The sequence below is a fragment of the Saccharopolyspora sp. ID03-671 genome, assembly GCF_045278815.1.
In the GTDB taxonomy this organism is placed as follows: domain Bacteria; phylum Actinomycetota; class Actinomycetes; order Mycobacteriales; family Pseudonocardiaceae; genus Saccharopolyspora; species Saccharopolyspora ipomoeae.
In genome coordinates, this window is record NZ_CP134054.1 from 2,590,078 (window position 1) to 2,615,693 (window position 25,616).

A 25,616-nucleotide genomic window follows, 5' to 3' on the forward strand; every position below is an offset into this window, starting at 1 on the left:
GATTCCTCAGGCCACCGCGGACACGACGTCGGCGAGGCGGTGCTCGATGCGCTGGTTGTCGGCCGGTGCGATGCTGAGCCACTCCCCCTGCTTGACCATCAGGTAGCGGCCCTGGTGGGTGTCGAACCAGGTCACGAGGGTTGTGGCACGGCGTGTTCCGCGTGAAACACCGAACTGCCCGCCTGCCCGCCGGTTGTTGGCGAGTTCGAGCACGGTCGCCGCATCCTGGGGCGACAGCCCGGCCTTGACCAGCGCGACGTCCTCGTCGACGTCACCGCCGAACGGGTCGTCAGCGTCCTCGGCGAGCGCCTTCGTCAGCGCATCGGCCGGGATCGAGATCGCCCGCTGCTGCCCCTGCTCGCACGGCGGCAGCACGCCCACGGCGGACATCGCCAGGGACGTGGGGCGGATCTCGGTCAGCCGCAGCTCGTTCCCGTCGAGTTCCGCGAGCACCCCGCTGCGGCGCGCGACCGCCGCCAGCGCCAGGATCGGCCGGTCCCGATGCCCGATCACGTCCACCGAGGTGTCGTGCTCCACCAGCAACCGCAGCAGGTCCACCAGCCGCGGATCGAGTTCGCGGCCGGTGGCGAGTCCGCGCCGGGCCAGCGAGCGGAACACCTCGTCGGCGAGTTCCGCCCGCTCCTCCATCGTCGCGCCGAGGCTCGGAACCTCCAGCGGGTGCGGAATCCTGCCGAGGCCGAGAGCGGACCAGACCAGGTCGAACTCGGCCGTGGAGAGCACGAAGTCCGGATTCGTCATTCTTCGCTCTTTTTCTTCTTCTTGCCCTCGCCGATGACCGGCGGCGGGAGGTCCTTGCCCGGGACTTCGACGACCGGGCCGCCCTCGACGTACTTGACCTTGCGTTCCTCGTCCTGGTTGCCCTGGCCGCCGCGACCCATCGCGCCGCCCATCGCACCGGCCCCCATCGCGCCGCCGCCCGTCATGCCGCCGGACTGACCGGCGGCGGACCCACCGGACGGCCCCTGGGCAGGTGCACCGTGGTCGGCGCCCTGACCACCGCCGACACCGACCGAACCGCCGGGCGTCAGGTTGCTCCCGGCCGCGCCACCGGCGGCCGGCATCTGCGGGACGGAACCGCCGCCTCCGCCCGCCGAACCACCGCTGGCCAGGTTGGTCTGCGCGTTGCCCGGGAACTCGCTCCCCGGGCCACCGGTCTCCGGGATCGGGGGGAGCTTCCCCTCCCAGTTCCGGTTCCCGCCCCGGTCGTTCCGGCCGTTCGGGCGACGCCCGCCGGGACCCTGGTACCCGTCGCCGGGCCCCTGGACCGGGCGCATCTTCCGGGTCTTGGCCTGCGCGCTGTCACCGCCCTGCCACGACGAGCCCTGCGGGGTGGTGTGGTTCGACTTGTGATCGCCCAGCTGCGGCGGGTTCTGCTGCGGCCCGCTGCTCGCGGGGTTCACCGGGTTCGCCTTCATCGTGGGGGCGTCCGCCGAGCTCTGGCTGGTGATGCCCGGGAGCTGCATCTTCTTCGTCGGCGCGTTCGCACCGGGCGGTGTCGGGCCTTGCTGCGCCGAGAGCGGAGCGCCCTCGGGCCCCGTCCCGCCGGTCTGCGACGACAGCGGGGGCGCCTGCTGCCCGGACGGAGGGAGGGACGACTTGCTGATCTTCTGGGTCGCCTGGGATCCGCCGTCGGCGAACTGCTGCCGGGTGCCTGCGGGGCCCTGCTCGGAGTTCTTCGCCGACACGTCGTCGCCTGAACCGGGCGACGGCTTCTTCTTCAGGTCTTCGATCGGGTCCGGGGGCCGCTCGAACCGCGGGGTGTCGCCGTCGATCTCGCGGGAGGAGGACTCCATCCGCGTCATCACGCGCACGGCCTGCTCGTGGGCGTTGGAGGATCGCTCCTCGGCGACGCGGATGTCGTCCTGCGCCTTGACGAACGACTCCAGATCACCGGCCGCGTACGCCGTCGCGACCGTGAGACCGAGCTTCCTGTCGTCGGTTTTGACCGGCTCGGGCATCTCGGCCTTGGCCTTCTCCATGATCCGGCCCTGCTCCGACATGCGCTCGGCCAGCGCACCGGCCGATTCACCGGCGTCGCGGCTCCAATCGGCCAGCTTCTGGATCGCCGAGCGCGCGGCGTCGGCGGCCTCTCCCTGCCAGCCCGCTTCGGTGGCGCGGAGCTTCTCCGACATCCGGTCGGCGGCCTCGGCCATCTCGCGGCCGAGCTTCGTCCACTCGTCGGCGAGCTGTCCCGCTCGTCCCGGGTCGTTGTCGATGTGCACGGCGTCGTAGAGCTCTTCGTGGCTGCGCGACGCCCAGTTCTGGGTTTCCACCAACGCGAGGTCGGGTGATTGCTCAGGCATGGTCTCTCCCCAGGCGGATCAGATGAGCTTCTGGAAGGAGTCGGCTACGCGCTCGTCGGTGTTGCGATAGGTGCGCATCGCGTCCTCGATCGCGTCCCGCGCGTCCACCAGGACTTCCCGGTACCGGGTGAGCACCGAGACCAGCGAGTTCTCACCGCCTTCGGCCCGTCCCGCGAACTTCCCCGCCATCGCCGTGCCCACCGGGTTCTTCCCGAACGGGGCCTCCCGGGCGAGGTTCCGCGCCCGCGACAACCAGTTGTCCACCGCGTGCAAGCGCTCGTCCAGCGCGGAACGGATCGCCTCACCGGCGTCCGGGTCCAACTTCAGGTCCAGCTTCTCGACGCCATCGCGCATGGCCGCGACGGAATCCGTCGAGTCGGCGAGCGACGACGATGCCTGCTCATCTGGCTTGTTCATCGATTCCCCCGGCACAACAAGGAAAGCGGCCCCCATCCGATTGAAACTGATCAACGCCCCCAACAGGCCAACACTAACCACACGCGTTCGGCCGCCGGGCGGTTCACCGCCATCGTGATCAGTTGTTTACCCGGAGGACGAGAAGTGTGAGATAACCGACGAACTCACGAGGCAACCATGCCGCAACGGCATGATTCCGCCCACTGTCGCACGCAATTCATTTCCACAGTGGAGGGAGATCAGCCGGGCGCCTTCGGGAGGAACTTGAGGCGCTGGTCCATGTCGGACACATCCGCCTGGAGCTCGCCCAGAGCGCGCTGCATCGCCCCGACCTGCGCCTCCATGTCGGCGACGTTCCCGCTGGTCCCGGACACGTTGTGGTTCATCTCGTCCATGCGCGCGGTGATGCTGCGCAGCTCCGCGCTCATCTGCCGGATGCTCGCGGCCACCGACGGGAGTCCGGCGGTGTCGCTCTGCAACATCACGATGGTCCGGCTCAGACTCGCGATCTGACCGTTGAGCGCGCCGACGCTCTGCGCCATGTCCGGAAACGGTCCCATCAAGTCGCGCATCGCGACGATGTTCCGATCGAGTTCGGACATCTCCGCTCTGAGCATTTCGAGGTTGCCGAGCGCGGACAACTGCTGGTTCGTGCGATCCAGATTCGAGGTGACCGAATCGATCTGGGAGTGCATCCGCGAGAAGTTGTACTGCAAGAGCCCCATCGTGACGAGGTAGACGACCGCGCCCCCGATCAGCAGGACCCGCATCGACCGCTTCCCGCCCGAACCGCCCGCCAGGTCGTCCATCGACACGCACTCCCTCGCAAGCGCTCACCACGGCCCCGCTCCCACGACACCGCTCGGCACGACACCGCCAACCCAACGACCCGCCCCGCTCCCCGTGACGAACACGCGAGTCACATCACGTCGCCGGCGTCCGGACGGCTGGTCACGGGGCGTCGATCATGCCCCGTCGTGCTGCTTCCGGGGGTTGGGGGAAACTGGGGTGATGACTCAGGAGTCGCCCGCGTTGCAGGAGGCCCGGCGGATCGCCGAGGACGTGCTGTTCCCCGCCGCGCTGGAGGTCGACGCCGCCGAGCGCGTTCCGGAGAGCCACCTGGAACTGCTCGCCGAGCGCGGCTTCTACGGTCTCGCGGCCTCGCCGGAGACGACCCCGCTCGACGTCGGCGACTTCCCCTCGGTGCTGCGGCTCATCGAGGTCCTCGCCTCCGGTTGCCTGACCACGACGTTCGTGTGGATCCAGCACCACGGCGTGCTCGCCGCGGCCGAGACCACCAAGAACCGCAACCTCCGCGAGAACTACCTGTCCGACCTGGTCCGCGGCAAGCGCCGGGGCGGGATCGCGCTCGGTTCGGCGCTGCGGACCGGTCCGGCCCCGCTGCGCGCGGAGCCGGTCGTCGGCGGCTACCTGCTGGAAGGCGTGGCGCCCTGGTTCACCGGCTGGGGCATGGTCGACTCGCTGCTGGTCGCCGGGCGCACCTCCGACGACACGCTGGTCTTCGCGATGCTCGACGTGGCCGAGAGCGACGTGCTGCACGCCGACCCGCTGGAGCTGATGGCCGTGCAGGCCAGCGGCACCGTGACGCTGCGGTTCAACCGGTACTTCGTGCCGCGCGACCGGATCGCCTCGACCGTGCCGCAGGCCGACTACTTGCAGGGCGATTCGGGCTCGGTGCGGTTCAACGGGGCGCTGGCGCTGGGCGTGGCCGGACGCGCGATCGCGCTGCTCGGCGACGACGCGGGCGGCCTGCCGACCGAGCTGGACGCGGCGCGGGCGAGTCTCGTCGAGGCCGGTGCCGAGGAGCTCTCCGAGGTGCGGGCGCGGGCTTCCGAACTGGCGATGCGCGCGGCCTCGGCCGCCGCGGTGCACCACGGGAGCCGGTCGGTGCTGCCGGGGAGCCACGCGCAGCGGCTGGTCCGCGAGGCCACGTTCCTGCTGCTGTTCGGCTCGCGCCCGGCGATCAAGTCCGCGCTGCTGGACCGGCTCACCGCTCCGCGAGAACCCGCTTGAGGATCTTCCCGGAGGCGTTGCGGGGCAGCTCGCCGACGAACTCCACCGAGCGGGGCAGCTTGAAGTTGGCCAACCGCTGCTTGCAGAAGGCCAGCACGGCCTCCTCGGTCAGCGCGGCGTCGCCGACCACGTAGGCCTTGCCGACCTCGCCGAGCCGCTCGTGCGGCACCCCGATCACCGCCACGTCCCGCACGCCGTCGAGGTAGGCCAGGGCCTGCTCGACCTCGGCCGGGTAGACGTTGAACCCGCCGCAGACGTACATGTCCTTGAGCCGGTCGGTGATGCGCAGGTAGCCGCGCTCGTCGAGGACGCCGATGTCGCCGGTGTGCAGCCGCCCGTCGGCGTCGACGGCGTGCGCGGTGGCGCCCGGGTCGTCGAGGTAGCCGCGCATCACGTTCGGCCCGCGCAGCACCACCTCGCCCGCCTGCCCCGGGGGCATGTCCCGGCCGTCGGCGTCGACCACGGCGACCTCGAAACCGGCGGCGGCCCGGCCGCAGGTGTGCGCGACGGTCTCGGCGTCGTCGCCGGGCCGGCACATGGTGGCCACCACGGCCTCGGTGAGGCCGTAGGCGGTGAGCACGGTGTCGAAACCCAGGTCGGAGCGCATCCGCTCGACCAGCGCGACGGGCACGGTGGCCGCGCCGGTGACCGCGAGCCGCAGGCCCGGCAGCTCGCGGCCGCCGCGTTCGGGGGCGTGCAGCAGGGTCTGGAAGATCGTGGGGGCGGCGGCCAGGATCGAGATGCGCTCGGTGTCGATCACGTCGAGCGTCGAGGCCGCGTCGAAGACCGCCTGCGGCAGCATGGTGGTGCCGGTCAGCAGGCACACCAGGATCCCGGCCTTGTAGCCGAAGCTGTGCGAGAACGGGTTGACCAGCAGGTACCGGTCGCCCTTGCGGACCGCGCCGCACTCCGCCCACGCCGCGGCCACGCCGAGGGACTGGCGGTGCAGGGACATCACGCCCTTGGCCCGTCCGGTGGTGCCGGAGGTGAACAGCACGTCGGCGAGGTCGTCGGCGGTGACGGCGTCGGCACGGCGCTCGACCTCGGATTCGGGGACCTTGGCGGCGAGGTCGGCGATCTCGTCCCAGTCGTGGACGCCGGGCCCGGCGGGGGTCGCGGTGCCGACGGGGACGCGCAGGACCGCGCGCAGCTCGGGCAGTCCGGCGACGACCTCGCCCGGGCCGTCGCCCGCGGCCTCGTGGATGCCTGCGAGCCGGTCCACGCCCAGGAACTCGTCGGCGACGACCAGCGCGCGAGCCTTGCTGCGGTGCAGCAGCTCGGCGGATTCCACGCCGGTGAAGCGGGTGTTGACCGGGATCAGCGTCGCTCCCGCGTAGGACGCGCCGAGGGCCGCGAGGACCCAGTGGTGGGTGTTCGGGGAGTTCAGCGCCACCCGGTCGCCGGGCCGGACGCCGACGGCGACGAACGTCCGCGCCACCTCCCGGACCCGCTCGGCGAGCTGACCGAAGGTCAGCCGGACGGGTCCGTCCACCAGCGCTTCGATCTCGCCGAAGCGTTCCGCCGCACCCCGGACCGCTGCCGGAATCGACTCCACGCCCTGCGCACGAGCCATCTCGCCCTCCCCGGTCGGACACCGACGTCGCGAACCCGGCACGCAGCCTACCCAAGCAAGCACCCGCTTGGTAGACCCTCGGGAGGGGACAGTTTTAGTCATAATTGTCCGGACAAACCGGACATTGATCATGAGTGATTATGGCTAAAACTGCCCCCTGGTGACGCACGCACCCGACGGGACCACCACCCCGGACCCGCAGGCGGAGCAGCGGGGGCGGCCGTTCGGGGGAAGGCGGGAACAGGCCGGTCACGAAGGCGGGCCGGGCGCAAGCGGACGGTTCCTCCTTCGGATCCGGTGTGGCAGCATGTGCCGCGAATTGCCCGGAAACGGCGGTTTCAGGCATTCCTCGCCATTCGGACTCAGCGCGAAAACCGCTTCCCATGACGGTCTTTCGCGGCCCAACTCCGCCGAGGAGGGACGATGAGCAGCGCCGCCATCGGTTCCGAGCAGATCCCGCCCACCCATCCCCGAGAACTCCGCCGCGTGGTCACCTCGTCGGTGGTCGGCACGGCCCTGGAGTGGTACGACTTCTTCATCTACGGCTTCGCCGTCACGCTGGTGTTCAACAAGCTGTTCTTCCCCACCAGCGATCCGGCGGTCGGCACCATCGCGGGCTTCGCGACCTTCGGCGTCGGCTTCGCCATCCGGCCGCTGGGCGGTTTCCTGTTCGGCCACCTCGGGGACCGCGTCGGACGCCGCGCCACGCTGGTGCTGACGACGCTGATCATGGGCGTCTCGACCGGCCTGATCGGCTTGCTGCCGACCTACGAGACGATCGGCGTGTGGGCTCCGGTGCTGCTCACGCTGCTGCGGGTCTGCCAGGGACTGGGCGCGGGCGCGGAGTTCGGCGGCGCATCGACCCTGCTGTGCGAGCACGCCCCGCCGCACCGGCGCGGCTACCTCAGCTCCTACGCCCAGACCGGCGTGCAGATCGGCCTGCTGCTCGGCACGGTGACCTTCCTGCTGGTGGAATCCCTGGGCACCGAGGCCGTGCAGGCGTGGGCCTGGCGGGTCCCGTTCCTGCTCAGCTTCGCGATGATCGCGGTGTCGCTGTACGTGCGGCTGCGGGTGGCGGAATCCCCGGTGTTCGAGCGGATGTCGACCGGCCGACGCACGGTCAAGCTGCCGGTGTTCGAGGCGATGCGCCGCTACCCGCGCAACTTCCTGATCGGCATCGGCGCGCACATCTGCGACACCGCCGTGGTCTACATCTACGCGACCTTCAGCGTCGCCTACCTCCAGGAGACCCTCGGGTTACCGCGCTGGGTCGGGCTGACCGGCGTGATCACCTCGACGTTCGTGGTGATCGTGCTGCAACCGGTCTACGGCGCGCTGTCGGACCGCATCGGCCGCAAACCGCTGAACCTGTTCAGCGTGATCTTCACCGGCTTGTTCGCGTTCCCGTTCTTCGCCCTGCTCGACAGCGAGCAACCGCTGCTGATCTGGCTCGCGCTGGTGGTGGCGGCCGGACTGGGACTGGCGCCGATGATCGCGGTGCAGCCCGCGTTCTACGCGGAGCTGTTCGGGGCCCGGGTCCGCTACACGGGGTTCGCCTCGTCCCGCGAGATCGGCGCGGCGCTGGGCGGGTTCTCCCCGCTGGTGGCCTCCGCGCTGGTGCTGCAGGGCGGAGGCTCCGGCCGGATGGTGGCGGTGTGGATGATCGCGACCGCGCTGATCTCGCTGATCGCCTTCGCGTTCTCCCGCGAGACGCGGAGCGTGGACATCGCGGCCCCGGACACCGACCGCACCCAGCCGTGAGGTCGGCCCAGCCCGGTCAGTCAGGCCCCGTCAGATCAAGCCCGTCAGTCAGGCCCGGGTCAGCTGGCCACGGCGGCCGACTCGTCGCCGTCCGCGGTCTCGGTCAGCTCCGAGACGAAGGACGGCGCGGGCGAGAACTGCCACGTGGTGTCCGCCGGGTCGCACAGCTCGTTGGCCAGCTCCTCGTAGATCGGCACGCTGTCGGCCGTCTCGGTCTTCTTCTCCCCCATTGCCGCATCCCCTCATCATCGTCAGCGGGCGAGGTTCCTCGTCCCTGCGATGACGTGCCCGCCTCGGCACCGACGGGCCCGTCACAGATGGAGCTCCGCTGTGGAGATCCACGCGGGTACCCAAACACAACGCCGGGCCCCGCAGACAAGTTCGGCGGCAACATTTAACCCTTACGGGTGAAGATCGCTTGCTCCCTCGGCGCTGCGGCGCATCAGCGCTGCGACCAGGTCCCGCCGCCCTGCACCAGGTCCCACTCGCGGCCCCAGGCGCGCATGCCGATCCGGCGCGCGGCGGCCTGCACCGCGCCGATCAGCGCGAAGCTGCCGATCTCCAGCACGACCAGCAGCAGGATCCCGGCGAACACCGCCGAGGCCGTGACCGACTGCGCGTCCGGTGGTGGCGGCACCCGGTCGCCCTGCTGGTCGACCCACACCGGAACGGTGTCGCCGACCTTCGCCGAGGACGGCACCTGCACGCGGGAGCGCTGCTCGTGCAGGCCGTTGCGCCACTCCACGACCGCCGTCGAGCTGACCGCGTCCTGGCTGTAGACCTCCGAGACCGGGATGCTCAGCGAGGGCGCCGTGGTGACCACCGCGTTCACCGAGCGGCTCGTCGCCGCGGCCTGCTCGGCCCGCTCGGACAGGTCCCGGTGCGTCGACTCGGCGAACATGCCGGACACCGGGACCGCGATCATCGCGACCATCACCAGCAGCAGAGTGAGCCCGGCGGCGAGCCGGTCGATCGGCCTGCGCAGCGGGTTCCTCCCGATGCTCAGCGAGTTGACCAGCCACGCCGCGTGCGCCTTGAGCGCCGCCCCCATGAGCGAACCTCCCGTGGATCCTTGGGCGCAGGAACCCGCGGTGAGATCGCGGTGGCCCTGCGCAACGACTACCCACGAGGAGTATGCCCGGCGGGACATCGATCGTTATCGCACCGTGACCGGTCATACACTATCGATGCGACGAATGTCCGTTATTGATCCGCGGTGTCACGCTTTCGGCCGCACCGCAACACCTTCCAGTGAGAGCGCGGGGCCCGTCGACCACTCAGCGGCGTCGCTGCCACCACTTGCGGGTCCCGCGGTCCGGTTCGGCCGGGGTCCGGACGATCTCCTGCAGCCACTCGTGCCAGGCCGCGGCGTGGTCGGCGGCCGACGACCGCAGCAGCTTGCTGACCCGGCGGTGATCGGCGCGCCTGCCGCTGCGCACCCACCGCTCCAGCTCCCGGTCGTAGGAGGTGCGCATCTCGGTCGTGGCACCGTCGGACCAGGCCAGCACGAACGCCAGCGCCACGGCGCCGTCGCGTCGGGACTCCTCGGCCCGCGCGTCGCCGAAGATCGCGGGCAGCTCCCGCAGGAGCAGCTGCTGCAGGTTCGGCCCGGCCCTGCCGATCGCGCGCACGGCCGCGCGGGGATCGGCCGCCAGCAGCGCGGTCACCACCTCGGGCAACCGCGCGCGCAGCACCCGATCGGAGATCCCGGACAGCGACCCGACCTCGGAGTCGCGGCCGAACGCGGCGATCCAGGACCGCACCCGGGCGTCCTCGGACCACAGTTCCCGCAGGTCGGAGCTGAGGTGGTGGCCGAGCACGCGCAGCAGGTCGAGGTAGCGGCCGGTGACCTTGGCCTTGTCGAGGACCGCGAAGGCGCGCTGCGCTATCGACTCGGTGACGGCGGTGGCCGGCAGCGCCCCGATCAACCGGTGCAGCTCGTCGACGGTGGGCGACGCGGCGCCGAACAGGGCGGCCAGCACGGCCTCGGGAGCGTCGGGGAGATCGGGATCGCGCATCCGCTCGGCGAAGAGGTCGATCGTCTCGCGGCGGGTGTCGCCCTTGGCGCGTACCGCGGCGGACAGGACCGCGGCGTCCAGCGGCTCGAAGGGGTCGGTGGCGATGTGCCGCAGCAGCGGCCACCAGTGCTCGGTGACGGCGGTGAACACGGTCTCGGAGTGCTCCAGCCGGGCGACCAGCGTGGCCCGCAGCAGGGCGACGAGCTCGTCGGCGCATGGCCACAGCGACGGGTCCAGCGCGGCTTCGGGGTGCGAGGCCCACCAGCTCACGAACCGCTCGGCGGTGAACCGGTGCGGCGGCAGGTCCGCCCCGAACCGGGTGGCGGTGCGTAACAGCAGGTCGACGCGGTCCGGGGCGACCTCGTCGGCGGCCGCGGACAGCAGCGAGCGGGCCTCCTCGGCCTCGTCGGCGCCCCACGGGTGCGGTGTCAGCGGCGACTCCGGGACCCGCCCGCCGGCGACGATCCCGGCGATCTCGCGGCGCAGCAAGGCCATCCGGGCCGAACCGGCGTGCTCGGCGGCGAGGTCCGCGAGCACCTCACGGGGCGGGTCGGCGGCCAGCACCGCCGACAGGACCGGTCCGCGCACGTCGGCGGGGGCGCTGCGCAGCCAGGCCGCGAGCAGAGCGCAGTCCTCGGTGGCGAGCTCCTCGCCGAGCACGATCACCCCGGCGGCCAGCCGGTCGGCGGGACCGGCGTGCTGCTCGCCCCGGGCGCGGGCGAACTCGTCGGCCAGCTCGATGGAGTCGACGACCTCGACCGAGTCGGGGGTGAGGACGCGCGGCACCCAGCGTCGGGTCTCCGGTGCCGCCCGAGGCGGTTCGTCGGCACTCGGCGGTTCCGGCTGCGCCGGTATCCCTCCGCTCATCGCACGCTCCCGTTCCGCTGACGATCACCGGGCCACCCGAAGAGATTATCCGCGGACCCCGACCACGCGTGAGTGAATGGGTACCGCAGGCCGAAAACCTGCCGACCGAGAGGAGCCGCATGATCATCGACGCCCTGGAGCAGACCTGGCAGGCGTGGGCACGACTCGGCGCGCAGCTCGACGACGAGCAGTGGGCGCGGCCGACGCGGCTGCCGGGCTGGACCGTCAAGGACGTCTACACCCACGTCAGCCCGTTCCCGTCGGCGACGAAGGCGGGCATCGAGGCTCCCTCACCCGACGCCCCGGTCAGCCACGACGACGCCGCCGGGCTGCTGGCGTTCATGCAGGAACCGGGCGGGGTGGCCGAGCAGAGCGCGGAGCTGCTCAAGGAATCGGCGACCGCGCGGTCGCAGACGATGTCGACCGGCGAGCTCGTCGCGCAGTTCGCCGAGATCGCCCCGCAGGCCGTCGCGGAGCTCCGCGAGGCCGACCTGGAGCGCACGGTGCACTACGGCGGGTTCGCGGTGGTGCCGGCGCGCGAGGCGCTGCGGATCTTCGTGCTGGAGGGCGTCGCGCACTACCTCGACATCGCCGCCGCGCTGGATCTCGACCGCCCCGGCCCGCTGGCCGGTGAGGCGCTGCGGGTGGCGGTCGACCTGCTCGCCGAAACCGCCGACCCGATCGCGTTCATCGACGCCGCGACCGGGCGCAGCGACGCCCCGGTGCTGCCGGTGATGCGCTGATTCAGCCGATCACGGGGTCAACCGATCACGGGGGTCAGCCGATCACCGGGGTCAGCGCGGCGTCCACGGCGATCGCCACGAACACCAGCGTCAGGTACGAGTTCGACAGGTGGAACAGCGTCATCGGCTTCAGCGCCAGGCCCTTGCGGGCGTTGTTGTGCAGGCGCTGCGCGACCACCAGGAAGACCACGCCCGAGATGCCGGCCAGCGCGATGTAGACCCAGCTGGTGACCGGGAACAGCAGCAGCGTGCAGCCGACGGTGGCCCAGCTGTAGGCGAGGATGCGCGCCGAGACCTGCTTTGTGGTGGCGACCACCGGCAGCATCGGCACGCCCGCGCGGGCGTAGTCGTCCTTGTACTTCATGGCCAGCGACCAGAAGTGCGGCGGTGTCCACAGGAACACCACGCCGAACATCACGATCGCGGGCCACTCGACCTTGCCGGTCACCGCGGCCCAGCCGACCACCACGGGCATGCAGCCGGCGGCGCCGCCCCAGACGATGTTCTGCGAGGTGCGGCGCTTGAGCACCAGCGTGTAGACGAAGACGTAGAACAGGATCGCGGCCGTGGACAGCGACGCGGCCAGCAGGTTCGCCCCGAGCCACAGCACCAGGAACGACACGACGCCCAGCGCGATGCCGAAGATCAGCGCGCTGCGGCGCGGCACCTCGTAGCGCACCAGCGGGCGCTTCTTGGTGCGGTCCATGACGGCGTCGATGTCGGAGTCCGCGACGCAGTTGAGCGCGTTGGCGCTGCCCGCGGACATGGCGCCGCCGACCAGCGTGACGATCACCAACCACGGGGACGGGATGCCGCGCTCGGCGAGGAACATCGCGGGAATGGTCGTGACCAGCAGCAGCTCGATGACGCGCGGCTTGGTCAGCGCGAAGTAGGCGCCGACCACCGTGCGGCGGCGCACCGGCTTCTCCGGCGCGGTCTGCTGCGTCCGGTCCACGGACTCGGGGATGGCTGTCATGAGGCGGTCGTTTCCTCCGCGGTCTGCTGCTGCACGATCGGCTTGCCCGCCATCCGCAGCTCGTGCCAGCGCACCACCTTGCGCTCGGCGAAGAACGCGCCGAACGGGATGGTCCCGGCCAGCAGGACCAGCAGCATCCGGCCCATCGGGACGCGCAGCTGGGTGGTCGCCACCACGGCGACCAGCAGGTAGACCATGTAGAGCCAGCCGTGCGCGATGCCGATCGTGGTCACCCACGTCGTACCGGTCTCTTGCGTCGCCGAGCCCTCGGCCCACAGGCCGAGGAAGTGGCCGTACTTGAGCACCATGGCGGCGCACAAGAGGATCAGCAGCACGGCAGTGACGTACGCCATGATCCGGTAGAAGATCAGCACACCAGGCTTCACGCCAATCCCTCAATCCCGCGTCGTGCCCCACACCGTCGCGCCCGCGTTCGGGCGCCTGGCAACACCGGTGTCAATAGACCGTACGACACGCGCCCTTCGAGCTCGCCCGCGACCTCGACCTAGAGTGGCGAGCCACACTCCCCCGTCGAAAACCCCTGCGTTCGTCGCGCGCGAACCCCGGTTCCCGCGCGGTTCTCGACGGGAGGGGACGAATCAGGTCATTCGGTAGGACTTCGCGATGAGGTCGAAGGAGCGGAGCTTGGTGGCGGCGTCGGGGAGGTTGGCGATGAGCATGAGCTCGTCGGCGCCGGTGCGGTCGCGGAGCTCGTCGAGACCTGCGCGGACGGTGTCGGGGTTGCCGTGGACGGCGTCGGCGAGCCAGTGGTCGACGAAGGCCCGGTCGAGGTCGGTGTAGGGGTAGTCGCGGGCCTGCTGCCGGGTCGGCTGCTTGCCCGGGGCGCCCTGGCGGAGCTTGAGCATGCTCAGCGCGACGGGGCGGATGATGTCCAGCGCCTCCTCGTCGGTGTCGGCTGCCACCGCCTGCACGCCGATCATCGAGTAGGGCTCGTCGAGGACTTCGGAGGGCTGGAAGGACTCGCGGTAGAGCTCCAGGGCGGGCAGCGTGTTCTGCGCGCTGAAGTGGTGGGCGAAGGCGAACGGCAGCCCGAGTGCCCCGGCCAGCTGCGCGCTGAACCCGCTGGAGCCCAGCAGCCACACCGGCGGCAGCGGCCCGTGCGGCACGGACTGGACCCCGGCGTACGGGTGGTCCAGCGGGAAGTCGTCGTCGAGGAACGCGATCAGCTCGCCGAGCTGCTGCGGGAAGTCCTCCGCCGACAGCGGACCCTCGGTCCGCCGCAGCGCCCGAGCGGTGGCCTGGTCGGTGCCGGGCGCGCGGCCGACGCCGAGGTCGATGCGACCGGGGTGCAGCGCCTGCAGCGTCCCGAACTGCTCGGCGACGACCAGCGGCGCGTGGTTGGGCAGCATGACGCCGCCGGAGCCGAGCCGCAGCGTCCGGGTGCGCGCGGCCAGGTGCGCGATCACCACGGCGGGCGAGGAGCTGGCGATGCCGGGCATCCCGTGGTGCTCGGCCACCCACATGCGGTGGAACCCGAGCTCCTCCACCCGCTGGGCCAGCTCGGTGGTCGCCGCCAGGGCGTCCGACGGCGAATCCTCGACTCCCACGGTCGCCAGGTCCAGCACGGACAGCGGCACCAGCGCCTCACCGCGGGCCACCCCGCGCACGGGGTCCCCACCACTCACGAGTCCACTCATCGCTCCCTACAACCACCCGACCCGCAACCGTGTTCCCACCCCACGGACCACCCGGACCACGGCCGCGATCAACCCCCGGAAAACGGCCGTAGCCAACCCCCCGGAAAACGGCCGTAATCGGGACTCGGATCACGGCCGTAGTCGGGACTCCGTGAGCGGCCGTGATCCGGGTTCTTCTCGTCCGGGCCGGGACCGGGGGTCAGTTGCGGGAGAGGGCGTAGTCCCTGGTGGGGGTCTTGCGGCGGGTGAGCAGCGAGTCGCGGATCTCGCCCGCGCGGACCGCGCCGTTGGACAGCAGCGACGACGTGATGCCGTGGGTGTGCTCGGTGCCGCCCTGGAGGTAGATGGCGCCGGGCAGGTCGCCCGCGGTGCGCACCCGGTAGTCGCGCTCGACCTGCAGCGAGCCCTGCTCGTCCCACTCGCAGTACCGGGCCAGCTCGCCGAGCAGCGTGTACGGGTCGCGGGGGCGGCAGCCGGTGGCGTAGACGAGCAGGTCGGCGTCGAGGACGCTGCGCTCGCCGGTGGGCTGGAACTCGACGGTGACCTCCGCGCCGTCCGGGCGGGTGTCGACGCCGACGAGCCTGCTGGCGTTGTGGATCCGCAGCCGCTCGGTCCCCTTGACCTTCTCCTGGTAGGCGCGGGCGTAGAGCTCCTCGATCAGCTCCAGGTCGACCACCGAGTAGTTGGTGTTGCGGTGGTAGTCCATGAGCTTGGCGCGGACCTCGGGCGAGGAGGCGTAGAAGTCGTCGACGGCCTGCGGGTCGAAGATCCGGTTGGCGAAGGGGCTGTCGTCGGCGGGGCTGTAGCCGTAGCGGCCGAACACCGCGCACACCTCGGAGTCGGTGAAGGTGCGGTGCAGGTAGTCGGTGACCTCGGCGGCCGACTGGCCGGCGCCGACGACCACGCAGCGCCGGGGCGACTCGGTCAGCTCGCCGACGCGGTGCATGAGGTCGAGGTTGTGCCAGACCCGCTCGCCGAGCTCGGCGCCCTCGGGCACCGAGGCTTCCAGCCCGATGGCCATGACGATGTTGCGGGCTTTGTGCACGGCCAGCTGCCCGCCGTGCCGGACGACGACCTCGTAGTGCTCGTCGACCGGGTGGACCTCGACGACCTCGGAGTCGTAGCGGACCACGTCGTCGAGCCGCTCGGCCGCCCACGCCAGGTAGTCGTGGTACTCGACGCGGGTGGGGAACAGCGTCTTGTGGTTGATGAAGTCGGCCAGCCTGCCCTTGTCGTGCAGGTAGGACAGGAACGAGAAGTCGCTGGCCGGGTTGCGCATGGTGACCAGGTCCTTGAGGTAGGACACCTGCATCGTGGTGCCCTCGATGAGCATGCCCCGGTGCCACCCGAAGGACGCCTGGCGCTCGAAGAAGACCGCGTCGACCGGGTCGTCGGCGCCGCGGTTGTGCTCGTCGAGCGCGATCGCCAGCGCCAGGTTGGAGGGCCCGAAACCGATCCCCAGCACGTCGTGGACTTTCTCTTGGTTCAGCGCCGCAGACACGTCGTCCCCTCGGTTCGCCGGAGCCCGACTCGCGGGCGAGTCCTGGTACGGCGAGACCGCGCAGGTCAGGCCGGTTGGTCGCCGCGTCGGTCAGTCCCGATCGTGGTTGTGCTTGTCGTGGTATTCCGTCTCGGCCATGCCGTACTTCCAGTAGCCGATGGCCAGCACGGACCGGGCGTCCATGCCCCGCTCGTCGCGCAGGTGCCGCCGGATTCCGCGCACCACGCCGGACTCCCCCGCCACCCAGGCGGAGACGTCGACGTCGGCGGGCACGTCCAGCTCCTGCACGGCGTTGATCAGTTGGCGCGACAGGCCTGCCGAGCGGCCGTCGCGGTGCATCCAGGTCCACCGCAGGTCCGGCGGGCACTGCACGTGCTGCCGGTCGGCGGCGGTGTCGACCTCGACGAGCACCTGGCCGCGCGCGGTGGGCGGCAGCTCCTCGACGAGGCTGGAGATCGCCGGCAGCGCGGTCTCGTCACCGACCAGCAGGTACCAGTCGGCGGCGCGGCAGACGCGGCCGCCGGGGCCCATCACGCCGAGGCGGTCGCCGGGCCGCGCGTTGCGGGCCCAGTTGGAGGCCACCCCGTGCTCGCCGTGCATGACGAAGTCGATGTCGAGCTCGCCGCGCGACTCGTCGTAGCGGCGGACGGTGTAGGTGCGCATGGTGGGCCGGACTTCCGGCGCCGGCCAGGTGTACCGGCCGGTCTCGGGGTCCAGCTGCGGCAGGATCGGGCGCTCCTGGCCCTGGCGCGGCACGAAGACCTTGACGTTGGGTCCGGTGTGCTGGTCGAGGAAGCCTTCCAGCTCCTCGCCGCCGAGGGTGACCCGCCGCATGGACGGGCTGATCTCGGCGGTGCGCAGCACCTCGAGGTCGCGTGCCGGGGGCCGGTTGCGCCGGAGTCGATCCGCAGTACCCATCGACCGTGCGTTCCTTTCCGCTCCACCAACGATCACTCAGTTAAGGCTAGCCTAACCATAGATCGGAAGAATGTCTTCCCCGTGGTGGCTCAGATCTCTCGCGTCTTCTCAGCGCCCGGCCGCGACCGGTTCCCGTTGCGGCGCCACGACTTCCGTGACCCGCAAGGCGAGCAGAACACCGACGATCGCGAACCCGGCGGAGGTCAGCATCGCCAGGTGGTAGGAACCCAGGCCCGGTCCCGAAGCGGCGAGAACGCTGGCCGTGATGGCCACGCCCAGCGCCGAACCGACCTGCCGCTGCACGTTGAACAGCGTCGAAGCGCCGCCGGTGGCGGCCTTGTCGATGGTGCTGAACGCGATCACCTGGAGCTCGGCCGTGGCCGCCCCGACGAAGAACCCGGACGCCAGCTGGACGAACGCGGCCATCCACGCGTCGTGCGGCCCGATGAGGTTCATCATCGCGAACGAGGCCGCCGCGCCCAGCATCGCCACCGCGATCAGCAACCGCGGCCCGAACCTGCGGTGCGCCCAGGCGACCAGCTGCGAGGCGATCATCAGCCCGACCGCCTTCGGCAGCGTCACCAGGCCGGTCTCCCACGCCGAGGCACCCAGCTCCACCTGGTACATCAGGGTGAACCCGTAGAGCGTGCCGAGGAATCCGACCAGGCAGGTGAACAGGATCAGGCTCGCCCGGCGGAAGTGGTCGTCGGCGAACAACCGCAGGTCCAGCATCGGGTGCTCGGTGCGCAGCTGGGACCGCACCAGCAGGCCCAGCAGCACGAGCCCGGCGGCACCGGCGCCCCAGCTCAGCACCGCCGAAGTACCGCTGGCGATGCCTTCGAGGCTGAACACGACCAGCCCGAGACCCGGTGCGGCGAGCGCGAATCCGCGCAGGTCGAAGCGCTTGTCGGGAGCCTCCACGTGCTCTCGCAGCAGCAGCGCGCCGAAGACCAGCGCTGCCAGGCCGATCGGCAGGTTCACGAAGAAGCCCCACCGCCAGGTCAGGTGCTCGACGAAGAACCCGCCCAGCACCGGCCCCAGCGCGGGTGCGACCGCCGTGGGCAGCAGCAGAACCCGGGACAGCCGGATCCGCTCAGCGGGCGGGTAGGCGCGGAACAGCAGCGTCAGCGCGACCGGGCTCATCACGCCGCCGCCCGCTCCCTGCAGGACGCGCGCCAGGGTCAGCTGCGTCAGGTCGCCGGAGATCCCGCACAGCGCCGAGGCGAGCACGAACGTCCCGAACGCCGCCAGGAACACGCGTTTCGTGCCGAAGCGGTCGCCGAGCCAGCCCGACACCGGGATGCACACCGCGAGGCTCACGAGGTAGCCGACGTTGACCGCCGACGCCGCGCTCGCCGACACCGAGAACTCGTCGACCAGCGCGGGCAGCGCCACGTTGACGATGGTGGCGTCCATGCCGTTCATGAACATCGCCGCGACGTAGCAGACGCACACCGCGACCTGCGGGTTCACCCGCCGCCCGGCGGTGACCATCAGGGGGGCCATCAGCGGGCCGGCCGCATGTCGGTCCAGTGGACCTCGATGTGGTCGACGCAGGACTGCCGGTCGGTCGGCCCGTGCGCGACGGTCCAGCCGGCCGGCACCTCGATCGCGGCCGGCCACAGCGAGTACTGGTCCTGATCGTTGATCAGGGCGTAGTACTGCGCGTCCGGATCCTCGAACGGGTTGGTCATCGGTTCGTTCCTCCTCGCGTTCGCCCTCGCCCGGTCACCCGTCGAGCGCGTCGAGCGATTCCTGCACGATCGCTGCGATCTCGGCCAGCGGTTCCGGCTGAGTCATGTCCTTGTGCTCGCAGGCGATGTCGTGGTGGATCACGGCACCGTCCACGTAGGGCTGCCACATGGCGCTGGTCAGCGACTCCTTCGCCGGGTTCACGGTGGCGCAGAAGAACAGCACGTCACCCCGGAACCGGTCGTGCTCGGTGGTGTTCTCCAGGACCGCGCAGTTGGCGAAGTTGTCGATGATGGCGGTGACGCTGTGCTCCTCCAGGTTCGCCAGCGCGCTGCCCTCGGCCGAGAGGACCTCCAGCACGTACTCGCGGGTCAGCGTCCCGTCGCGGAGCTGGGAGAGGTCGTAGCCGGCCATGTAGAGCAGGGCCCGCAGCGCCTCCTCCTCGGTGGGCAGCACGTCCCAGACGTCCTTGGGGTAGGAGTCGAGCATGCACAGGAAGCGCACCTCCTCGCCCTGGGCCTGCAGCTGGGTGCTCATCTCGTGGGCGACCACGCCGCCGAAGGACCAGCCCAAGAAGTGGTACGGCCCGCGGGGCTGCACCGCGCGGACGTGCTCCAGGTACTCGGCGGCCATCTCGGCGAGGCTGCCCGCCACCGGCGCCGGTTCGGCCAGCCCGCGGGTCTGGATGCCGTAGATCGGCCGCTCGTCGTCGATCAGCTTGAGCAGCCCGGAGAACGGCCAGGCCAGACCGGCCGCCGGGTGCACGCAGAACAGCGGCGGCTCGGCGCCGCTGGTGCGCAGCGGCAGCAGGATCTCCAGCGCGTCGCGGCCCCCGCCGGTGCGCAGGCGCTCGGCGAGCCCGGCCACGCTGGGCGCGGCGAACAGGCTGCCGACGTTGACCTTGATGCCCAGCGCGTCGCGGATCCGCCCGATGAGCTTGGCCGCGAGCAGCGAGTGCCCGCCCAGGTCGAAGAACCCGTCGTGCACGCCGACCCGGGGCAGGCCCAGGACCTCGGCGAACAGCCCGCAGAGGATCTCCTCGGTGGGGTTGCGCGGCATGTCGTTGCCGACCGCCTCGGCCAGGTCGGGCGCGGGCAGCGCGCGGCGGTCGAGCTTGCCGTTGGGCAGCAGCGGCAGCGCGTCGACGAACACCACGGCCGCCGGGACCATGTAGTCGGGCAGCTCCTCGCCCACGTGCCTGCGCAACTCGGCCGCGTCGGAGTCGCCGACGACGTAGGCCACCAGCCGCTTGTCACCGGGGGTGTCCTCGCGGACCACGGCGGCGACCTGCGAGACGTCGGCGTGCTGAGCCAGCACCGCCTCGACCTCGCCGAGCTCGATGCGGAAACCGCGGATCTTGACCTGGTCGTCGGCGCGGCCGGCGAAGTCCAGGGTCCCGTCGGCGCGCCAGCGCACCAGGTCGCCGGTGCGGTACATGCGGGCGCCGGGTTCGCCGAACGGGTCGGCGACGAAGCGCTCGGCGGTCAGCCCGGCCCGGTTGAGGTAGCCGCGGGCGAGCCCGAGCCCGGAGACGTAGAGCTCGCCGACGACCCCGGGCGGGCAGGGCTGCAGCCGCTCGTCGAGGACGTGGACGCGGGCGCCCGGGTCGGGCACGCCGATCGGCACCGAGCTCGACACCGCGTCCGGGTCGCAGTCCCACAGCGTGGTGTTGACGGTGGCCTCGGTCGGTCCGTAGCAGTTGAGCATCGGCCGGTCCCGGCCCCAGCGCTGCACCAGGTCCGAGGGCACCTTCTCGGCGCCGCACAGCAGCGTCGCGTTCTCCGGCAGCCGCACGTCGGTGGGGAACATGCCCATCATCGACGGCCCGATCGCCAGGTGCGTGACCTCGTGGCGCCGCGCGTACTCGGCCAGCGCCTCGCCGGGGACGCGCAGGTCGGAGGGCACGACGACGAGCGTTCCGCCGCTGAGCAGGCCCATGCACATCTCCCAGAACGCCACGTCGAAGCTCGGCGAGGCGAACTGCAGCACCCGGCTGTCGGGGGTGATCCCGACGCGGCGGGTCTGGGTGGCCAGCAGCTTGCCGATGCCGCTGTGGGCCACGATCACGCCCTTGGGCGTGCCGGTGGAGCCGGAGGTGTAGATGACGTAGGCGGCGTCGTCGAGCTCGGGTTCCGGCAGCCGCGGGTCGCCCTCGGGGCGGTCGGCGTGGTGCACCAGCGTCGTGGGCAGGTCCGCGTCGAGGTCGTCGGTGAGCACCAACCGCGGCCGGGCGTCGTCGACCATGTGCCGCAGGCGTTCAGGCGGGTACTCGGGGTCGAGCGCGAGGTAAGCGGCTCCGGCGTGCATCGCCGCGAGCAGGCCGATGATCAGCTCGGCCGAGCGCGGCAGCATCACGCCGACGATGTCGCCCGGCCCGGCACCCCGCTCCACCAGCATCTTCGCCTGCTCGGTGACGCGCTCGCGCAGCTGCCGGTAGGTGAGCTCGGTGTCGGCGAAGACCAGCGCGGGCTTGTCCGGCGCGGCTTCGGCGCGTTCGGCGAGCAGCTGCGGGAAGGTGCCCGCGGGCCCGACGTCGCCGGTCGCGTCGCCCCAGGCCAGGACCTGCTTGCGGGTCCGGTCGCCGAGCACGTCGAGCCGCCCGATGGGCGTGTCCGGTGCGGCGACGGCGGATTCGAGCAACATCACGAACCGGTCGACCAGCGATTCGACCGTGCGCTCGGTGAACAGGTCGGTGCTGTACTGCACCAGCCCGCTGACGTCGCCGTGAGCGCTCTCATGGAGGCTGAAGGCCAGGTCGAACTTCGCCGCTCCCGCCGGGATCGTGTCCACGGAGGTCTCGATCCCGGGCAGGTCGGCGCGCACCGAGTCGGCGGCGCCCCAGTACGCCAGCATCACCTGGAACAGCGGGTGGCGGGCCAGCGAGCGCGTCGGGTTGAGCAGTTCGGCGAGCCGCTCGAAGGGCAGCTCGGCGTTGTCGAAGGCCGCGAGGTCGGTCTGGCGCACCCGGTCCAGCAGCTCGGCGAAGGTCGGGTCGCCGGAGGTGTCGGTGCGCAGCACGAGGCTGTTGACGAAGAACCCGACGAGGTCGTCGAGCCGGTCGTCGCCGCGTCCGGCCACGGGCGAGCCGATCGGGACGTCGGTGCCGGCGCCCATCCGGGTCAGCAGCGCGGCGAGCGCGGTCTGCAGCACCATGAACGCGCTGGCCTGGTGCTCGGCCGCCAGGTCCCGCAGTCGGCGGTGCAGGTCGGCGTCGAGGCTGAAGCGCACGGACTCGCCGCGGTGGCTGGACGCGGCCGGGCGCGGGTAGTCGGTGGGCAGCTCCAGCTGGTCGGGCAGGTCGGCGAGGGCCTGCTTCCAGAACTCCAGCTGCCGGGCGGCGACACCGCCCGGGTCGGCCTCGTCGCCGAGGAGTTCGCGCTGCCACAGCGCGTAGTCCACGTACTGCACCGGCAGCGGATCCCACTGCGGCGCAGCACCGTTCAGCCGCGCGGCGTAGGCGACCGACAGGTCGTGCACCAGCGGGCGCACCGACCACTCGTCGCCCGCGACGTGGTGCAGCAGCACCAGCAGCGCGGTCCGGTCGCCGTCGCGGAACAGCTCGGTGCGGATCGGCGCCTCGGTGGCCAGGTCGAATCCCCGCCGCGCCGCCTCGGTCAGCGCGGAGTCCACATCGGACACATCGGTGACGTTCAGCTCCGGCACGTGGTCGCCGACGAGTTGGCGGGGCTCGCCGAGGGTGTCGGGGAACGTGGTGCGCAGGCTCTCGTGCCGGGCGACGACGTCGCCGAGCGCGGCGCGCAGCGCGGCCACGTCGGGCTCGGTGCTCATCCGCAGCACCAGCGGCATGTTGTAGGTGGCGCTGGGGCCTTCGAGCCGGTTGAGGAACCACAGCCGCTGCTGGGCGAACGACAGCGGCACCTCGTCGGGGCGTTGCACCGGGCGCAGTTCGGGTTGGGCGTGGCCGGAAACCCGCAGCCGCTCGGACAGTTCCGCGACGGTCGGGTGGTCGAAGAGGGTGCGGATGCCGAGCTCGGCGCCGAGTTCGGCGCGCACCCGGGTCAGCAACCGGGTCGCCAGCAGCGAGTGCCCGCCGAGCTCGAAGAAGCCGTCGTCGACCCCGACCTCATCCACGCCCAGCACCTCGCCGAACAACCGGCACAGCACCCGCTCGGCGTGGGTGCGCGGTTCCCCGCCGCCTCCGGAGACCTCCGGCGCGGGCAGCGCCTCGGCGTCGAGCTTCCCGTTGGCGGTCAACGGGATCTCGTCGACGTCGACGAACGCGGCCGGGACCATGTAGGAGGGCAGCCGGTCGGCGAGGTGGGCGCGCAGCGACGCCGGGTCGGCCCCGCCGACGGTGTAGCCGACCAGCCGCCGGTCGCCGGGGACGTCCTCGCGCACCACGACCGCGGCCTGCTTGACCTGCGGGTGCACGGCCAGGTTGGCCTCGATCTCGCCGAGTTCGATGCGGAACCCGCGCACCTTGACCTGCTGGTCGGCGCGGCCCATGAACTCGATGGTCCCGTCGGGCCGCCAGCGCCCGAGGTCGCCGGAGCGGTACATCCGCGAGCCGGGCTCGCCGAACGGGTCGGCGACGAACCGCTGCGCGGTCAGCCCGCGCCGCCCCAGGTACCCGCGCGCCAATCCCGCACCGGCCACGTACATCTCGCCGGTCACGCCGGGCGGGACCGGCTGCAGCCGCGAATCCAGCAGGTAGACCCGCAGATCCGGGATTCCCCGCCCGATGACGCTGCCGTCGCGGCGGGCCACCAGGTCGGCGTCGAGCTCGACGTAGGAGACGTGCACGGTGGTCTCGGTGATCCCGTACATGTTGATCAGCTTGGGCGTCTCGGGATGCCGCCGGTACCAGTCGTCCAACCTGGACAGTTCCAGCGCCTCACCGCCGAAGACGACGTAGCGCAGCGCCAGCTCGGCGCCCGGGTTCTCCCGATCGGCCTGGCTGAGCTGGTAGAACGCCGAGGGCGTCTGGTTGAGCACGGTGACCCGCTCGCGCCGCAGCAGTTCCAGGAACTCCTCCGGCGAGCGGCTGACCTCGTGCGGCACCACGACGAGCCTGCCGCCGTGCAGCAGCGCTCCCCACAGCTCCCACACCGAGAAGTCGAAGGCGTAGGAGTGGAACAGCGTCCACACGTCGTCGCCGGTGAACCCGAACCACGGGTCGGTGGCCGAGAACAGCCGCACCACGTTCTGGTGCGGGATCGCCACGCCCTTGGGCTGCCCGGTCGAGCCCGAGGTGTAGATGACGTAGGCGGCGTGCTCGCTGGTCAGCGGCCCGCGCTCGCCGGGCTTGGGGTTGCGCTGCGAGTGCCGCACGATCTCGGCGATGGCGGTCCCGTCGTCGAGCAGCACGCGGGTGATGCCCTCGGGCAGCCGGTCGGCGTGCTCGCGGTCGCTGATGAGCATGGTCGGCTGCGCGTCGCCGACGATGTAGGCGATCCGCTCGGCCGGGTGCCCGGGGTCCAGCGGCAGGTAGGCCGCTCCGGCTTTGAGCACGGCCAGCAGCGACACGACGAGCTCGGTCGAGCGCGGCAGCGCCAGCGCCACCAGCTGCTCGGGCCCGACGCCGTGGTCGATGAGGTGGTGCGCGAGCTGGTTGGCGCGCGCGTCGAGCTCGCCGTAGGTCAGGGACGCGCCCTGGAAGGTCACCGCGACCGAGTCGGGGGTGCGCTGCGCCTGCTCCTCGAACAGCTGCGGCAGCGTCGCCGGTTCGGCCTCGGCGAAGCCGGGCACCGGCGCGTTCCACTCGTCGAGGATGCGGGTGCGCTCGTCGCGGGTGAGCAGCTCGACGCCGCCGACCGGGGTGTCGCCGGCGGCGTCGGCGAAGGTGTCGAGGAACCGCAGGAACCGCTCGCGGTGCGCGGTCAGCTCGTCGGCGGTGTAGCGGTCGGGGTTGGCGTCGAACTCGAAGCGCAGCTCGTCGCCCTCGGTGCGGACGAGCACGCTGAGGTCGTCGACGGGCCCGGCGGCGACGTTGTGCACCTTCCCGGGCGCCCCGGCGAAGTCGAGGTCGTAGTCGAAGGACTTGATGTTGATCATCGGTCCGAACAGGGTCCGGTCCGAACCGAGCAGCATCAGGTCCCGGCGCAGCTGCTCGCTGCGGTGTCGCTGGTGCTTGCGCAGGTCCCGCACGGCCTTGGCGACCTGCGCGATCAGCTCGTCGCGGGTGGTGCCGGCGTCGACCCGCAGCCGCAGCGGCAGGACGTTGACGACCATGCCGGGCACGCGCAGCGCCACCGAGCCCATCCGGCCCATCACCGGCAGGCCCAGCACGACGTCGTTCGCCCCGGTCATCCGGTGCAGGTAGGCGCCGAAGGCGGCGATCAGCGCGTCCGGCCAGATCGTGCGCGCCTCCTCGGCGGCCGCGCCCAGCGCCTCCAGCGAGGAGGCGGCGGCGAGCTGCCGGTGGAAGGTGCGCGCGGTGGGCCGCGAGCGCTCGGTGAGGGTGACCACGTCGGGGTCGTCGGCGAAGCGCTCGCGCCAGTAGGTGGCGTCGCGCTCGGCCTTCGGCGAGGCCAGGTAGTCCCGCTCGTCGTCGACGAGCTCCGCCAGGCCCGCGAACGGCGACTCGCCCGGCTGCTCACCGGCGACGAGCGCGCTGTAGACCTCGGCGACGCGGCGCAGGATGATCGAGAACCCGTACCCGTCCACGGCCACGTGGTGGATGCGCTGGTACCACCACCAGCGCCGCTCCCCCAGCCTGCACAGCGCCGCGGTCCACAACCGGCCGCCGTCGCCCTGCCCCCGGGTGAGGTCGACGGGCGCGTCCAGGTCGGCGCGGATCCACTCCTCGGCGCGGGCGTCCGGATCGGCCTCGCCGGAGAAGTCCAGCACCGGCAGCTCGACTGCGCCGAGCTCGTCGACGACCTGCTGCGGGCCCTCGCCGTCGTCGACGACCCGGATCCGCAGCGTCTCGGCCTCGGCGACCGCGGTGCGCAGGGCTTCGGCGAACAGCTCCGGGTCGATCTCCGCCTCGATCTCCACGCGCTCGGCGGTGTTGAAGATCGGGTTGGCGTGGTCGAGTTGTTGGGCGAACCAGATCCCGGCCTGCGCCGCGGACAGCGGCAACTGGTGCGGCAACTGGTCAGCTCGCGACGGCATTGCTCTCCCCACGATCAACAAGATAAGTAAGGCTAACCTTAGTCAAGATTCGATCGG

At 71.5% G+C, this 25,616-nt stretch carries 19 protein-coding genes; 3 read left to right on the forward strand and 16 right to left on the reverse strand.

All coding sequences use genetic code 11. The features are described 5' to 3' along the window. Nucleotides 1–6 precede the first annotated feature (6 nt). The 4 genes from REH65_RS11585 to REH65_RS11600 form a co-directional block, all read right to left on the reverse strand. On the reverse strand, nucleotides 7–759 hold the full coding sequence (locus REH65_RS11585) for an ESX secretion-associated protein EspG (protein ID WP_281457175.1): 753 nt from the start codon (nucleotides 757–759) through the stop codon (nucleotides 7–9). Continuing rightward, the gene (locus tag REH65_RS11590; RefSeq protein WP_406692421.1) at nucleotides 756–2,324 is read right to left on the reverse strand and encodes a PPE domain-containing protein; all 1,569 of its coding nucleotides are present in this window, start codon (nucleotides 2,322–2,324) and stop codon (nucleotides 756–758) included. The genes REH65_RS11585 and REH65_RS11590 overlap by 4 nt, the downstream gene beginning before the upstream one ends. Before the next feature lie 18 nt (nucleotides 2,325–2,342). Continuing rightward, nucleotides 2,343–2,741: a hypothetical protein gene (locus REH65_RS11595; protein ID WP_406692422.1), complete on the reverse strand. Its 399-nt coding sequence runs from the start codon at nucleotides 2,739–2,741 to the stop codon at nucleotides 2,343–2,345. A gap of 239 nt (nucleotides 2,742–2,980) precedes the next feature. Further along, the gene (locus REH65_RS11600; protein WP_406692423.1) at nucleotides 2,981–3,550 is read right to left on the reverse strand and encodes a hypothetical protein; all 570 of its coding nucleotides are present in this window, start codon (nucleotides 3,548–3,550) and stop codon (nucleotides 2,981–2,983) included. Between the two features lie 202 nt (nucleotides 3,551–3,752). Between REH65_RS11600 and REH65_RS11605 the strand changes: the two genes are divergently transcribed. Beyond that, nucleotides 3,753–4,775 carry an acyl-CoA dehydrogenase family protein gene (locus REH65_RS11605; protein ID WP_406692424.1) on the forward strand — a complete coding sequence of 341 codons (1,023 nt, stop codon included), beginning with the start codon at nucleotides 3,753–3,755 and terminating at the stop codon, nucleotides 4,773–4,775. On the opposite strand, the gene REH65_RS11610 is transcribed toward REH65_RS11605, so the two are convergent. After that, nucleotides 4,750–6,348 (reverse strand): FadD3 family acyl-CoA ligase, encoded by a 1,599-nt coding sequence (locus REH65_RS11610; RefSeq protein WP_406692425.1) that lies wholly within the window; start codon nucleotides 6,346–6,348, stop codon nucleotides 4,750–4,752. The two genes, REH65_RS11605 and REH65_RS11610, sit on opposite strands and share 26 nt — an antisense overlap. A gap of 423 nt (nucleotides 6,349–6,771) precedes the next feature. Between REH65_RS11610 and REH65_RS11615 the strand changes: the two genes are divergently transcribed. Further along, the gene (locus REH65_RS11615) at nucleotides 6,772–8,109 is read left to right on the forward strand and encodes an MFS transporter (protein ID WP_406692426.1); all 1,338 of its coding nucleotides are present in this window, start codon (nucleotides 6,772–6,774) and stop codon (nucleotides 8,107–8,109) included. Between the two features lie 59 nt (nucleotides 8,110–8,168). Here REH65_RS11615 and REH65_RS11620 read toward each other — a convergent pair whose 3' ends face one another. The 3 genes from REH65_RS11620 to REH65_RS11630 form a co-directional block, all read right to left on the reverse strand. Next, the gene (locus REH65_RS11620; RefSeq protein WP_281457182.1) at nucleotides 8,169–8,339 is read right to left on the reverse strand and encodes a hypothetical protein; all 171 of its coding nucleotides are present in this window, start codon (nucleotides 8,337–8,339) and stop codon (nucleotides 8,169–8,171) included. A gap of 212 nt (nucleotides 8,340–8,551) precedes the next feature. After that, nucleotides 8,552–9,160, reverse strand: coding sequence for a hypothetical protein (locus tag REH65_RS11625; RefSeq protein ID WP_406692427.1), 609 nt, complete (start codon nucleotides 9,158–9,160; stop codon nucleotides 8,552–8,554). 226 nt (nucleotides 9,161–9,386) lie between these two features. Continuing rightward, the gene (locus REH65_RS11630) at nucleotides 9,387–10,994 is read right to left on the reverse strand and encodes a GTPase-associated protein 1-related protein (RefSeq protein WP_406692428.1); all 1,608 of its coding nucleotides are present in this window, start codon (nucleotides 10,992–10,994) and stop codon (nucleotides 9,387–9,389) included. A 119-nt stretch (nucleotides 10,995–11,113) separates the two neighbouring features. Here REH65_RS11630 and REH65_RS11635 point away from each other — a divergent pair, with 119 nt between their 5' ends. Further along, entirely contained in the window at nucleotides 11,114–11,737 is a 624-nt protein-coding gene (locus REH65_RS11635) for a maleylpyruvate isomerase N-terminal domain-containing protein (RefSeq protein ID WP_406692429.1), read from the forward strand. Nucleotides 11,738–11,771: 34 nt separating this feature from the next. Here REH65_RS11635 and REH65_RS11640 read toward each other — a convergent pair whose 3' ends face one another. The 8 genes from REH65_RS11640 to REH65_RS11675 form a co-directional block, all read right to left on the reverse strand. Continuing rightward, nucleotides 11,772–12,713, reverse strand: a complete 942-nt coding sequence (locus REH65_RS11640; protein WP_406692430.1) for a heme o synthase — start codon at nucleotides 12,711–12,713, stop codon at nucleotides 11,772–11,774. Continuing rightward, complete coding sequence (locus REH65_RS11645; RefSeq protein ID WP_281457187.1) at nucleotides 12,710–13,099, reverse strand: DUF3817 domain-containing protein; 390 nt, start codon at nucleotides 13,097–13,099, stop codon at nucleotides 12,710–12,712. Before REH65_RS11645 ends, REH65_RS11640 begins: the two co-directional genes overlap by 4 nt. A gap of 213 nt (nucleotides 13,100–13,312) precedes the next feature. After that, a complete protein-coding gene (locus REH65_RS11650; protein ID WP_406692431.1) occupies nucleotides 13,313–14,371 on the reverse strand; it encodes an LLM class flavin-dependent oxidoreductase in 1,059 nt (352 codons plus the stop codon). 199 nt (nucleotides 14,372–14,570) lie between these two features. Further along, complete coding sequence (locus REH65_RS11655) at nucleotides 14,571–15,872, reverse strand: lysine N(6)-hydroxylase/L-ornithine N(5)-oxygenase family protein (protein ID WP_406692432.1); 1,302 nt, start codon at nucleotides 15,870–15,872, stop codon at nucleotides 14,571–14,573. A gap of 90 nt (nucleotides 15,873–15,962) precedes the next feature. Then, nucleotides 15,963–16,790 (reverse strand): siderophore-interacting protein, encoded by an 828-nt coding sequence (locus REH65_RS11660; protein ID WP_406692433.1) that lies wholly within the window; start codon nucleotides 16,788–16,790, stop codon nucleotides 15,963–15,965. A 108-nt stretch (nucleotides 16,791–16,898) separates the two neighbouring features. Then, complete coding sequence (locus REH65_RS11665) at nucleotides 16,899–18,296, reverse strand: DHA2 family efflux MFS transporter permease subunit (RefSeq protein ID WP_406692434.1); 1,398 nt, start codon at nucleotides 18,294–18,296, stop codon at nucleotides 16,899–16,901. Beyond that, entirely contained in the window at nucleotides 18,296–18,484 is a 189-nt protein-coding gene (locus tag REH65_RS11670) for an MbtH family protein (RefSeq protein ID WP_093424246.1), read from the reverse strand. Before REH65_RS11670 ends, REH65_RS11665 begins: the two co-directional genes overlap by 1 nt. A 34-nt stretch (nucleotides 18,485–18,518) precedes the next feature. Continuing rightward, the gene (locus tag REH65_RS11675; RefSeq protein WP_406692435.1) at nucleotides 18,519–25,559 is read right to left on the reverse strand and encodes an amino acid adenylation domain-containing protein; all 7,041 of its coding nucleotides are present in this window, start codon (nucleotides 25,557–25,559) and stop codon (nucleotides 18,519–18,521) included. Nucleotides 25,560–25,616: the final 57 nt, after the last annotated feature.

What these genes read in the sequence shown, in the direction of transcription:
- REH65_RS11585 (WP_281457175.1), bottom strand. Translation starts at nt 759, where the DNA reads ATGACGAATCCGGACTTCGTGCTCTCCACGGCCGAGTTCGACCTGGTC.
- REH65_RS11590 (WP_406692421.1), bottom strand. Translation starts at nt 2,324, where the DNA reads ATGCCTGAGCAATCACCCGACCTCGCGTTGGTGGAAACCCAGAACTGG.
- REH65_RS11595 (WP_406692422.1), bottom strand. Translation starts at nt 2,741, where the DNA reads ATGAACAAGCCAGATGAGCAGGCATCGTCGTCGCTCGCCGACTCGACG.
- REH65_RS11600 (WP_406692423.1), bottom strand. Translation starts at nt 3,550, where the DNA reads ATGGACGACCTGGCGGGCGGTTCGGGCGGGAAGCGGTCGATGCGGGTC.
- REH65_RS11605 (WP_406692424.1), top strand. Translation starts at nt 3,753, where the DNA reads ATGACTCAGGAGTCGCCCGCGTTGCAGGAGGCCCGGCGGATCGCCGAG.
- REH65_RS11610 (WP_406692425.1), bottom strand. Translation starts at nt 6,348, where the DNA reads ATGGCTCGTGCGCAGGGCGTGGAGTCGATTCCGGCAGCGGTCCGGGGT.
- REH65_RS11615 (WP_406692426.1), top strand. Translation starts at nt 6,772, where the DNA reads ATGAGCAGCGCCGCCATCGGTTCCGAGCAGATCCCGCCCACCCATCCC.
- REH65_RS11620 (WP_281457182.1), bottom strand. Translation starts at nt 8,339, where the DNA reads ATGGGGGAGAAGAAGACCGAGACGGCCGACAGCGTGCCGATCTACGAG.
- REH65_RS11625 (WP_406692427.1), bottom strand. Translation starts at nt 9,160, where the DNA reads ATGGGGGCGGCGCTCAAGGCGCACGCGGCGTGGCTGGTCAACTCGCTG.
- REH65_RS11630 (WP_406692428.1), bottom strand. Translation starts at nt 10,994, where the DNA reads ATGAGCGGAGGGATACCGGCGCAGCCGGAACCGCCGAGTGCCGACGAA.
- REH65_RS11635 (WP_406692429.1), top strand. Translation starts at nt 11,114, where the DNA reads ATGATCATCGACGCCCTGGAGCAGACCTGGCAGGCGTGGGCACGACTC.
- REH65_RS11640 (WP_406692430.1), bottom strand. Translation starts at nt 12,713, where the DNA reads ATGACAGCCATCCCCGAGTCCGTGGACCGGACGCAGCAGACCGCGCCG.
- REH65_RS11650 (WP_406692431.1), bottom strand. Translation starts at nt 14,371, where the DNA reads ATGAGTGGACTCGTGAGTGGTGGGGACCCCGTGCGCGGGGTGGCCCGC.
- REH65_RS11660 (WP_406692433.1), bottom strand. Translation starts at nt 16,790, where the DNA reads ATGGGTACTGCGGATCGACTCCGGCGCAACCGGCCCCCGGCACGCGAC.
- REH65_RS11665 (WP_406692434.1), bottom strand. Translation starts at nt 18,296, where the DNA reads ATGGCCCCCCTGATGGTCACCGCCGGGCGGCGGGTGAACCCGCAGGTC.
- REH65_RS11670 (WP_093424246.1), bottom strand. Translation starts at nt 18,484, where the DNA reads ATGACCAACCCGTTCGAGGATCCGGACGCGCAGTACTACGCCCTGATC.
- REH65_RS11675 (WP_406692435.1), bottom strand. Translation starts at nt 25,559, where the DNA reads ATGCCGTCGCGAGCTGACCAGTTGCCGCACCAGTTGCCGCTGTCCGCG.